11 protein-coding genes are annotated in these 10,063 nt (G+C 74.3%); 6 read left to right on the top strand and 5 right to left on the bottom strand.

All coding sequences use genetic code 11. The annotated features are described in order from the left end of the window. From AOK23_RS20330 to AOK23_RS20345, 4 genes are all read left to right on the top strand, one after another. The coding region (locus AOK23_RS20330; RefSeq protein WP_157878098.1) for a D-glutamate cyclase family protein at nt 1–344 on the top strand (344 nt) is incomplete at its 5' end. A gap of 31 nt (nt 345–375) precedes the next feature. Further along, nucleotides 376–1,134, top strand: a complete 759-nt coding sequence (locus AOK23_RS20335; protein WP_055714127.1) for a LamB/YcsF family protein — start codon at nt 376–378, stop codon at nt 1,132–1,134. Continuing rightward, nucleotides 1,131–1,742: a 5-oxoprolinase subunit B family protein gene (locus AOK23_RS20340; protein WP_055714118.1), complete on the top strand. Its 612-nt coding sequence runs from the start codon at nt 1,131–1,133 to the stop codon at nt 1,740–1,742. The genes AOK23_RS20335 and AOK23_RS20340 overlap by 4 nt, the downstream gene beginning before the upstream one ends. Then, nucleotides 1,739–2,611, top strand: a complete 873-nt coding sequence (locus AOK23_RS20345; protein WP_055714119.1) for a 5-oxoprolinase subunit C family protein — start codon at nt 1,739–1,741, stop codon at nt 2,609–2,611. The genes AOK23_RS20340 and AOK23_RS20345 overlap by 4 nt, the downstream gene beginning before the upstream one ends. 146 nt (nt 2,612–2,757) lie before the next feature. Here the strand turns inward: AOK23_RS20345 and AOK23_RS20350 are convergent, their stop codons facing one another. The 5 genes from AOK23_RS20350 to AOK23_RS20370 all read right to left on the bottom strand — a co-directional run bounded on the left by AOK23_RS20350 (nt 2,758) and on the right by AOK23_RS20370 (nt 8,169). Beyond that, nucleotides 2,758–3,606, bottom strand: a complete 849-nt coding sequence (locus AOK23_RS20350) for an SGNH/GDSL hydrolase family protein (protein ID WP_055714120.1) — start codon at nt 3,604–3,606, stop codon at nt 2,758–2,760. Beyond that, entirely contained in the window at nt 3,603–4,790 is a 1,188-nt protein-coding gene (locus AOK23_RS20355) for a glycosyltransferase (protein ID WP_055714121.1), read from the bottom strand. Before AOK23_RS20355 ends, AOK23_RS20350 begins: the two co-directional genes overlap by 4 nt. Then, nucleotides 4,787–5,917 carry a glycosyltransferase family 4 protein gene (locus AOK23_RS20360; protein ID WP_055714122.1) on the bottom strand — a complete coding sequence of 377 codons (1,131 nt, stop codon included), beginning with the start codon at nt 5,915–5,917 and terminating at the stop codon, nt 4,787–4,789. The genes AOK23_RS20355 and AOK23_RS20360 overlap by 4 nt, the downstream gene beginning before the upstream one ends. Nucleotides 5,918–6,056: 139 nt before the next feature. Further along, a complete protein-coding gene (locus AOK23_RS20365; RefSeq protein WP_055714123.1) occupies nt 6,057–7,475 on the bottom strand; it encodes a HEAT repeat domain-containing protein in 1,419 nt (472 codons plus the stop codon). Nucleotides 7,476–7,776: 301 nt separating this feature from the next. Continuing rightward, on the bottom strand, nt 7,777–8,169 hold the full coding sequence (locus AOK23_RS20370) for an ankyrin repeat domain-containing protein (RefSeq protein WP_055714124.1): 393 nt from the start codon (nt 8,167–8,169) through the stop codon (nt 7,777–7,779). Nucleotides 8,170–8,478: 309 nt separating this feature from the next. On the opposite strand from AOK23_RS20370, the gene AOK23_RS20375 reads away from it, so the two are divergent. Beyond that, nucleotides 8,479–8,673 carry a hypothetical protein gene (locus AOK23_RS20375; RefSeq protein WP_055714125.1) on the top strand — a complete coding sequence of 65 codons (195 nt, stop codon included), beginning with the start codon at nt 8,479–8,481 and terminating at the stop codon, nt 8,671–8,673. 37 nt (nt 8,674–8,710) lie between these two features. Then, the coding region (locus tag AOK23_RS20380) for an ATP-binding protein (RefSeq protein ID WP_055714126.1) at nt 8,711–10,063 on the top strand (1,353 nt) is incomplete at its 3' end.

Raw genomic sequence — 10,063 nt, forward strand, 5'->3', positions numbered from 1 at the left:
AGTGCCGGCCCGCGGGCCGGCTGCGCGGTCCGATGGTGGTGTCGATGCGCCCGGTGCCGCCCGAGCACCTCGGCACCGCGATCCGGGAGAGCGGTCTGCTCCCGGCGGTGCACGGTGGTCCGGTGCACTGCGGGGAGGCGGCCGGCCTCGGCATCGCCGACCTGTCCCGCCCGGACTTCGGCGAGTCCGTGACCGCCGAGCCGGACGACATCCCGGTGTTCTGGGCCTGCGGGGTCACTCCGCAGGCCGCCGTGATGGCGTCGCGCCCACCGTTCGCGATCACCCACGCGCCGGGGCGGATGTTCCTGACGGACGCCCGCGACGAGCAGTACCGCGTGGTCTGAGCGAGAGCCCGGAACGAGCAGAATGGGAACCATGACCTCGATCGACCTCAACGCCGACCTGGGCGAGGGCTTCGGCCGCTGGCGGCTGACCGACGACGAGCAGTTGCTCACCGTCGTCACCAGCGCCAACGTGGCCTGCGGCTTCCACGCCGGGGACGCGGCCACCATGCGCCGGGTCTGCGAACAGGCGGCCGAGCGCGGCGTACGGGTCGGCGCCCAGGTCTCGTACCGCGATCTGGCGGGCTTCGGGCGGCGCGCGATGGACGTGCCGCCCGCCGAACTGGCGGCCGAGGTGGCCTACCAGATCGGCGCCCTGGAGGTCTTCGCACGCGCGGCGGGCACGCGCGTGTCGTACGTGAAGCCGCACGGCGCGCTCTACAACCGCATCGTGCACGACGAGGCGCAGGCGGCGGCGGTGGTCGGCGGGGTGGTCCTCGCCGACGCCTCCCTGCCGGTCCTGGGCCTGCCCGGCTCCCGCTTCCTCGATTTGGCGGCGGGGGCGGGACTGCCGACGGTCACCGAGGCGTTCGCCGACCGCGCGTACACCGCACGGGGCACCCTCGTGCCGCGCGGCGAGGACGGCGCGGTGATCACGGACGCCGACGCGGTGGTCGGGCGGTCCGTGGAGCTGGCCCGCTCCGGCACGGTCGTCGCGCACTCGGGGGAGCGCATCCCCGTCCGCGCCCGCTCGCTGTGCCTGCACGGCGACACACCGGGGGCCGTGGAGCTGGCCCGCCGGGTGCGGGCCGAGCTGACGGCGGCGGGGGTGCGTGTGGAGGCGTTCGTATGAGGGCGCTGCCGGTCGGCGATCGCGCGCTGCTGATCGAGGTGGACTCGGGCCAGGAGGCCGAGGCCCTGCACGCCGAGCTGCTGCATCGCCGCGCCACGGGTGAGCTGACGGTGGAGGAACTGGTCCCCGCGGCCCGTACGGTCCTCCTGGACGGCCTGGACGCCCCGTCCCGCCTCGCCGAGCGGCTCGCCTCCTGGGAGGTGCCGCCCGTCCCGCCGCGCACGGAGGACGTCGTCGAGATCCCCGTGCGGTACGACGGCCCCGACCTGGGCGACGTCGCCGCGCACTGGGGGGTCGACGAGGCGGAGGTCGCCCGTATCCACGCGGCGGCCCAGTTCCGCGTGGCCTTCTGCGGGTTCGCCCCCGGCTTCGGCTACCTCACCGGGCTGCCGCGCGAGGTGCCGCGCCGGGCGACGCCCCGCACGGCGGTCCCGGCGGGTTCCGTGGCCCTGGCCGGTCCGTACACGGGCGTCTACCCGCGCTCCTCACCGGGCGGCTGGCAGCTGATCGGTACGACGGACCTCGTCCTGTGGGACCCCGCGCGCGTGCCGGCCGCGCTGCTGACGCCGGGCACCCGTGTCCGCTTCACCCCGGTGGCGGCGCCATGAGCGACCGTGCCCTCGCCGTCGTCCGGGCCGGTGCCCTGACCACCGTCCAGGACCGGGGGCGGCCCGGCCACGCGCACCTCGGCGTCCCCCGCTCGGGGGCGCTGGACGCGCCCGCCGCCGCCCTGGTCAACCGTCTGGTGGGCAACGCCCCGGAGGCGGCCGTCCTGGAGACCACCGTCAACGGCTGCTCCGTACGGCCCCGCGCGACGGTCACCGTCGCCGTCGGGGGCGCGCCCTGCCCGGTCACGGTGGACGGCCGCCCGGCGGCCTGGGGAGCGCCCGTACGGGTCCCCGGCGGCGCGCTGCTGGACATCGGGGCGGCACGCGCGGGGGTACGCAGTTATCTCGCCGTCTCCGGCGGGGTGACCGTCGAGCCGGTCCTCGGCAGCCGTTCCACGGACCTGCTGTCCGGTCTGGGTCCTCCCCCGTTGACGGACGGCACCGTGCTCCCCCTGGGACGCCCGACCGGGCCCCACGCGTGCGTGGACGCCGTTCCGCATCCGGCGCCGCCCTCGGAGCTGGTCCTGCGGGTCACGCTGGGCCCCCGCCACGACTGGTTCACGGACTCGGCGCTCACCACCCTGGCCGCCCGTCCCTACGCCGTGTCGTCGGCGAGCAATCGCATCGGGCTGCGCACGGAGGGCCCCGCGCTGGACCGCGCGCGGCCGGGTGAGCTGCCCAGCGAGGGCATGGTGCTGGGAGCGGTCCAGGTGCCGCCGGACGGCCGCCCGGTCGTCTTCCTCGCCGACCATCCGACCACCGGCGGCTATCCGGTGATCGCGGTCGTCGACCCGGCGGACCTCCCGGCCGCGGCCCAGGCCACACCGGGCACACCCGTGCGGTTCATCGCCGTACGACACCGCCGCTGACCGCACGACGCCGCCTCCACCCCACTTCCGCGGTGGTCCCACCCTGTCGGCAGCCCTCCTGTCGGCAGGCCCCCGTAAGCGGTCTCCCCAGCAGCGGTCTCCCTGGCGCCGGTCCCCCCGGCGGCGGTCCCCCGGCAGCGGTCGCCTCACGCCACCTCCGGCCGCTGCTCGGACCCCGTCAGCGCCCCGAGGGCCGAGGCCACCGCGTAGGACGCGGTCAGGTCGAGGCGGGCGCTGGTGCCACGTGCCTTGTGGCGTACCTCGGCGGCGGCGAGGGTGAGGAGTTGCGGCAGCAGGTCGGTGCACCGCCGGGCCACCCACCCCGTGCCCGCCGTGGCCAGCCACCACAGGCCGGCGGCGCGGGTCGGCGCGGGGGAATCGGGTTCCGGTGAGGGCGCCGGGCCCGTCGCGAGCCCGGCCTCCGTGAGCAGCGTGTGGAAGCGGACGGCGAGCTGCCGGTGTCCTCGCTCGCCGGGGTGGAGCCGGTCCGCGCTCCACATCGCGCGGTCCGTCAGCCAGGCGCCCTCGCAGGCGTGCAGATGGACCGCTCCATGGCGCTCGGACAGGGCGTGCACGACGGTGTTGACGGCCCGTTGCCGCCGGGCGAGCGGCCGGGCGAGGGCTCCGGGCAGGCCGAGCATCGCGCCGGGGTCGGGCAGGCACGCGGTGAGCAGTTCGGCGCCCTGGTCCCGCAAGGCCCCGTACACCTCGTCCAGGCGGGCGGCCACGGCGTGGATGTCGAAGGTGCAGCGCAGGGTGTCGTTGACGCCGATGACGACGGAGGCGATGTCCGGGCGGAGCGCGAGCGCGGCGGACAGTTGGCGTTCCAGGACGTCGCGCGTCTGGGAGCCGCTGACGGCGAGGTTGGTGAACTCCACCTCGGGGGCGAGTCCGTCGGCGAGCAGCGCGGCCCAGCCCCGCCGGCCGTCCGCGACGGGGTCCCCGACGCCTTCGGTGAGGGAGTCGCCGAGGGCCACGAAGCGCAGGGGTCTCATCCGACGCCCTCCCATGCCGGGCGGCCGGCGTGCGCGTCGTGGGCGGCGAGGAAGGCGTCCACGGCGGTCTGCCAGCCGAAGCACTCCGCACGCGCGCGTGCCGCGTCCCGGCGTTCCCGCTCGGGTCGGTCCAGGAGCGACTCGACGGCCTCCGCGAACGACGTGCCGCTGTCCGCCGCCGTGGCCCCGGCCGACCCGATGACCTCGGGCAGCGCCGAGGAGGAGCTGGCCACGACCGGCGTGCCGCAGGCCATCGCCTCCAGCGCGGCCAGCCCGAATGTCTCGGCGGGCCCGGGCGCCAGGCACACGTCGGCGGAGGCCTGGAGGGCGCCGAGCAGGTGGCGGTCGGCGACATGGCCGAGGAAGGTCACGGGAAGCCCGCGGGCCCGCTGTTCGAGCCGGGTCCGCAGCGGTCCGTCCCCGGCGACCACCAGCACCGCGCGCCGTCCGCGTCGGAGCAGCGCCTCCAGCGCGTCGAGCGCCGTGCCGGGACGTTTCTCCACCGAGAGCCGGGAGCACATCACCAGCAGCACGTCGTCCTCGCGCGCGTGCCGCTCGCGCAGCCCCGGGTCCCGGAGCCCGGGGTGCCGTCCCACGAGGTCGACGCCCAGCGGGGCGCGGACGACGTTCCGGGCGCCGATCCGTACGAACTCCCGCTCGGCGAACTCGGTGGTGCACACCACGCGCGCGTAGGTGTGGGCGGTACGGATGTTGAGGGCGTCGGCGGCCCGCCGGGCCATCGTCTCGGAGAGGCCCCAGGTGCGCAGCACCCCGTCGGCGGTCTCGTGGGAGACCATCACCGCGGGCACCCGGGCGCGTCGCGCCCATGCCCCGGTCCAGCGCAGGGTGGTGCGGTCGGAGACCTCCAGCCGGTCGGGGCGGAGGGACTCCAGGAGGGAGGCGACCCGCCGCTTGTCCATGAGGACGCGGTAGCCGCCGGTGCCGGGCAGCAGGGGCCCGGGGAGGGTGATGACGCGGCCCTGCTCGGTCGCGCGGTCGGTGTACCGCTCGCCGGGCACGACGAGCACCGGGTGGTGGCCCGCCGCCTGGTAGCCGCGGCCCAGCTCCCGCAGGGCGGTGCGCAGTCCGCCCGAGGCGGGCGCGACGAAGTTGGCGAGCCGCACGATCCGCAAGCCCGAGCGGGCGGCGTCGTTCCGTGCAGCCCCGGAGGAGGCGCCGTTCATGCCGCCACCGCCGTCCGCGCCGCGAGCACATCGGCGTAGTGCCCGATGAGCTGGTCGCCGACGGCCGCCCAGGTGCGCCCCTCGACCATGGCCCGCCCGGCGGCCCCGTAGGCCGCCCGCAGCGCCGGATCGCCGGCCAGCGACGACACGGCGTCCCGTACGGCCGCGGCGTCGCGCGGCGGCACCAGCAGCCCGGTGCGGCCGTGTGCCACGAGGTCCAGCGGTCCGCCGGCGGCGGGGGCGACGACGGGCACGCCGCTGGCCATGGCCTCCTGCACGGTCTGACAGAAGGTCTCGAAGGGGCCGGTGTGGGCGAAGACGTCCAGGGAGGCGAAGATCCGGGCGAGGTCGTCGCCGGTGCGACGGCCGAGGAAGACGGCGCCGGGCAGGGCCTCGCGCAGCCCCGGTTCGCTGGGGCCGTCGCCCACGACGACGACGCGTACGCCGTCCAGGCCGCACACCCCGGCCAGCAGTTCGACCTGTTTCTCGGGGGCGAGGCGGCCGACGTAGCCGACGATCAGCTCGCCGTTCGGCGCCAGTTCACGGCGCAGCGCCTCGTCGCGCAGGGCGGGCCGGAAGCGGACGGTGTCCACGCCGCGCTGCCACAGCTTCACCCGGGGCACCCCGTGTGCCTCCAGGTCACGCAGGGCGACGCCGGACGGGGCGAGGGTGAGGTCGGCGGCGGCGTGGACGGAACGGATGCGCCGCCAGGCGGCCGCCTCGCCGGCGTGCACATAGGTGCGGGCGTAGCCGGCGAGGTCGGTCTGGTAGATGGCGACGGCGGGGACCCCGAGGCGCGCGGCGGCGGCCATGCCGCGCACCCCGAGGACGAAGGGGCTGGCCAGGTGGACGATGTCGGCCCGGTGCTCGACGATCGCCCCGGCCACCCGGCGGCTGGGCAGGGCGACGCGGACCTGGGGGTAGCCCGGGAGCGGGAGGGAGGGGACACGGACGACGGGGCACGGCGCCTGGAGGTCGGCGCCCGCCGCTGTGCCCGCGGCGGTGGCCGGGGCCACGACGAGCGGCGAGTGACCGCGCGCGACGAGGTGCCGCGCGGTCTGCAGGGCGCAGTGGGCCACGCCGTTCACATCAGGGGGAAAGGACTCGGTCACGATGACGACACGCATACCCGTGTTGTCGTCGTACCGGACGTGGCCGCGTCAACGTGGATCTTTCCGGACGAGGAACGTCCCATGAGCGTTGCGCTGCACACATGTCCAGGTCAGACCGTGTCCATGCCCTCCTGGCCTCCGGGTCACGGGCTGTTCACATTGCGGGCATGTCAGGACCGATTCGGCTGCGTACGGCTGTCTGGACCTCGGCCTCCTCGGCCGGGTCGGCGGCCAGTCGGCGGAGCTGGTCGACGACGCGTGTGTCGCCCGTCTCGGCGTGCCGGGCGGCGATCTCGCGGGTGGTCTCCTCGCAGTCCCAGAGGCATTCGACGGCGAAGCCGGCCGGGAAGGAGGGGTCGGTGGCGGCGAGTGCGCGGGCGGCGCGGCCGCGTAGGTGGGAGGAGGCGGTCTCCCGGTAGATGTGGCGCAGCACGGGTGCCGCGCAGGCGATGCCGAGGCGTCCGGTGCCGTCGACGAGGGTCCACAGGGTGGGCGCGTCGGGGCCCTCGCCGCGTACGGCCTCGCGCAGGGCGCCCAGCACCAGGTCGCTGTCCTGTGCGCCGCCCCGGCAGGCGAGCATGCGCCCGGCGGCCGCGCCCAGCGCGTCGGGCCGGTGCACCCAGCCGCGCGCCCGGTCGACGGCGGCCACGCTGCGCATCCGTTCGAAGGCGTCGACGGCTGCCTCCACGACCATTGTGGTGCCGTCGGCCACCGCGCCCTCGATGAGATCGAGGGCGTCGGGATCGTTGCCGTCGGCGAGATAGCGCAAGGCGGTACAGCGGGCGGCGTCGTCGCCGGACCGGGCGGCCTCGATGATCTCCGGCCGGTCCTCGGGGCCGGCGACGGCCGTGAGGCAGCGCGCGGCCGGCACATGGAGGACGGCTCCGCGTTCGATGCCTTGTCGGGCCCATTCGAAGACGGCGCTGACGCTCCAGCCGGGCCGGGGTCCGCTGGGCCGCATCTGCCGCTGCCAGCGGTCGAAGCAGCCGGTCTCGTGGGCGGCACGCACGCGTGTGGCGACCGCTTCGCGGGGGTCGTCGGCCCACAGTCGCCAGGGCCGGGGTTCGAAGGCGTCCCGGACGGTGGCGGCGAGTTCCGCCTCGCCCTCCGGGTCGGTGGTGAAGCGGGCGAGGACGGGTTCGGCGAGGGCGCGCAGCCCTTCGTCGTCGTCCCTGAGGGCCAGTTCGTCCAGGGCCCACGCCCAGTTGGTGCCCGTGGCGGCGTACTTGCGCAGCAGGTCGAGCGCGTCCCGCCTGCCGTACGAGGCGAGATGCCCGAGGACCGCGAGGGCGAGTCCGGTGCGGGACTCCTCGGTGTCCAGGATGTCCTCGGCGTCGAAGAGATGCCGTTCGATCTCGTCGAGTTCGCCGTGCAGGTCGAGGTAGAGCCGGGCGTAGTAGAGCGAGCGGTTCTCCACCTGCCAGTCGTGGCGGGGGTCGCTGAGCACACAGGTGTTCAGTGCCGCGAGCGCCTCGGCCCGCGGGGCGGTGAGCGCGTGCAGCGTGCCGTCGCCACGGCCCCGCTGCAGCAGGCCGAGCAGCGTACCGCTGGGCGCTATGAACGGTTCGAACATGGGAAACAGCCTCACATCAAGCGTCGACGCAACCGGGATCTTGCTCTACCTGGCCGCGTGACAACACGTCGGGGCGCCCGCCGTTTCCTGCTTGCTGTAGACCATCTTCCTCTGCCTCTCGTCAGTGGCCCATGCGGACCGCATCACGGTCCACGTGGTGCGGCAACACCTGCCCAGCCATCGCGTCCGTGAATCACGACGTCATGATGACCCGGCGGTTCTTCCTGCCGCGACCGATATTTCCGGCGGCCCTGTACCGCCTCCCCCGTCTTTCGTTTTTTACCTGGTCAGAACATGTGGATCAGTGTGCGCCGAACAGTTCGAGCAGCTCGGTCCTGCCGAACATCCGCGCCGTGTCGACGGCGTTCGGCGTGCCCTCCAGCGGGTCGGCGCCGCCCTCCAGAAGAACCCGGATGACACCGGCCTCCCCCTTGAAGACCGCCCCCGCGAGGGGGGTCTGCCCTCGGTCGTTGACGCGGCCCGCCTCGGCGCCGCGGGCCAGCAACTCCCGTACCGCGTCGGCGTGGCCGTGGTAGGCGGCCAGCATCACGAGCGAGTCACCGCGGTCATTGGTGAGTTCGGCCGGGACGCCGGCGTCGACGTACGCCACGAGCGCCTCCGTCTCGCCCCGCCGGGCCAGATCGAAGACCTTGGTCGCCAGCTCCACGACCTCCGGTTCGGGGGCTTCGCTCATCGCCCGGTCCACCTCTCTTCGCGTTGCCGCCACGAGCACGTGTGCTTCTGGAGCGTACGACGACAGCGCCGCCGTACGGGTGAATCGCCAGAGTACTGGCTTCTCGCGCACATGAGCGGTCGTGGCCGAGGCAAAGATCACATCGAGTCACGCGCGGCGCAACAGCCCAGCTCGGACGGCCGAACGTCCGCTCGCCCACCCAGATGAAAACGCCGGAATTTCCCTCATTTGCACCTTTAATCATATGGATACATGCTGTGACCTTGGAAGAACTCATGGTGACTGTCCCCACCTACCAGGAGAACCCACATGATCCTCAACATCTCCGGCGTCGTTCTGCTCGGCGTCATCGTCTTCCTCTTCTTCCGGAAGGACGGCCTCAAGGCCTCGCACGCCATCGTCGTCACGCTCTTCGGCTTCTACCTGGCCAGTACGGGTATCGCCCCGAGCATCACGGCGGGCGGCGAGAGCCTCGCAGGCCTCCTCGGCGGGATCAAGTTCTGACCCCGTCCCCATCCGTACGCACCTCCAGGAGACAGCCGTGGCCCGGGTCACCCTCCCCCGCATTCTGAGCAACGGCGGCGCGCATCTCGCCAAGAGCCGGGAGCTGGCCCGGACGGCGGCCGACGGCGCCACCGACGTCCTCCATCCGCTGATCACGATCACCCGTGGACTGCGCCGGCTTGCCGCGGCCGGCCGGCGCAGATGGGTGGAGACACCGACGGACCGGCGCGGGTCACTGCTTTTCCTCGCCGCCTCGGTGGTCCTGGTGGTGACCCTCGTGCCGTACGGAGCGCTGCTCGCCGTCATCGCCCTGATGGCGGCGGCAGCCTGGGCGGGCCGCGACGGCGCCACCCCCGAACCCACCGGCCCCGACGAGTCCCAGACCCAGCGTCTGCGCTCCCTCTACGAGGCCCTGGTCCCCTGTTTCTCGGCCGCCGAGGACCCCGAGCCGCTCTACGCGCACGGCGGTGCCTGGGACAAGGCCTTCCCCACCTACGCGTTCGACGGCACCGGACGGATCTGCCATCTGCTGATCCACTACCCGGCGTACTTCGCCGACGGCGAGCCCGAGTCCCGGGCGCGTGTCGAGCACCTGCTGTACACCAAGGCCGGTCGTGGCCGCGAGTACCGCTTCGACTGGGACGAGGAGGGCAACACCCTGTCCGTCAGCGTCCTGCCCCCGCTCGCCACCGACATCGCCGCCCAGCGCTTCGTGACGGCTCCGGGCGAGACGGTCCTCGGTTTCACCGACCCGGCGCAGGTGCAGCGCATGCTCCCCCTCTCCTTCGGGGAGGAGCGGCGCGACGTACCGCCGGTCGTCTGGCGCACCGGCGCCCGCTCCACCGAACCCCATCTGCTGGCCGTGGGCGAACCGGGCAGCGGTACGACCACGCTGCTGCGCTCCATCGCCCTCCAGGCGCTGCAGCACGGCGACGTCGTCATCGTCGACGGCGCCGGCAGCGGCGACTACGCGTGCCTGACCGGCCGGGACGGCGTCCTCGCCGTGGAGAGCGGGCTCTCCGGGGCGCTGGCGAGCCTGGAGTGGGCGTCCCAGGAGACGGAACGCCGGCTGATCGCCACGAACCGCGCCCGTCAGGCGGGGCATCCGGCCCCGGACGACACCAAGCGCCCCCTCTGGCTGCTGCTCGACCGCCCGACCGTCCTGGCGCATCTGGCGGCGGCCGACGGCGGACGCGACCCGCAGTCGCTCCTCCAGGTCCCCCTGCGCCACGGTCGGGCCGCGAACGTCACGGTCGTCGTGGCCGAGCAGTTCGATCACCTGGACGCCCTCGGCGAGGCGATGCTGCGTCACACCCGTGCCCGCGTGGTCCTCGGCCCCGCCACCACCGAGCAGCTTCAGTCCGTCCTGGGGGCGCCACCCCCCACGACC

This window comes from Streptomyces torulosus (assembly GCF_001419765.1).
Classification (GTDB): domain Bacteria; phylum Actinomycetota; class Actinomycetes; order Streptomycetales; family Streptomycetaceae; genus Streptomyces; species Streptomyces torulosus.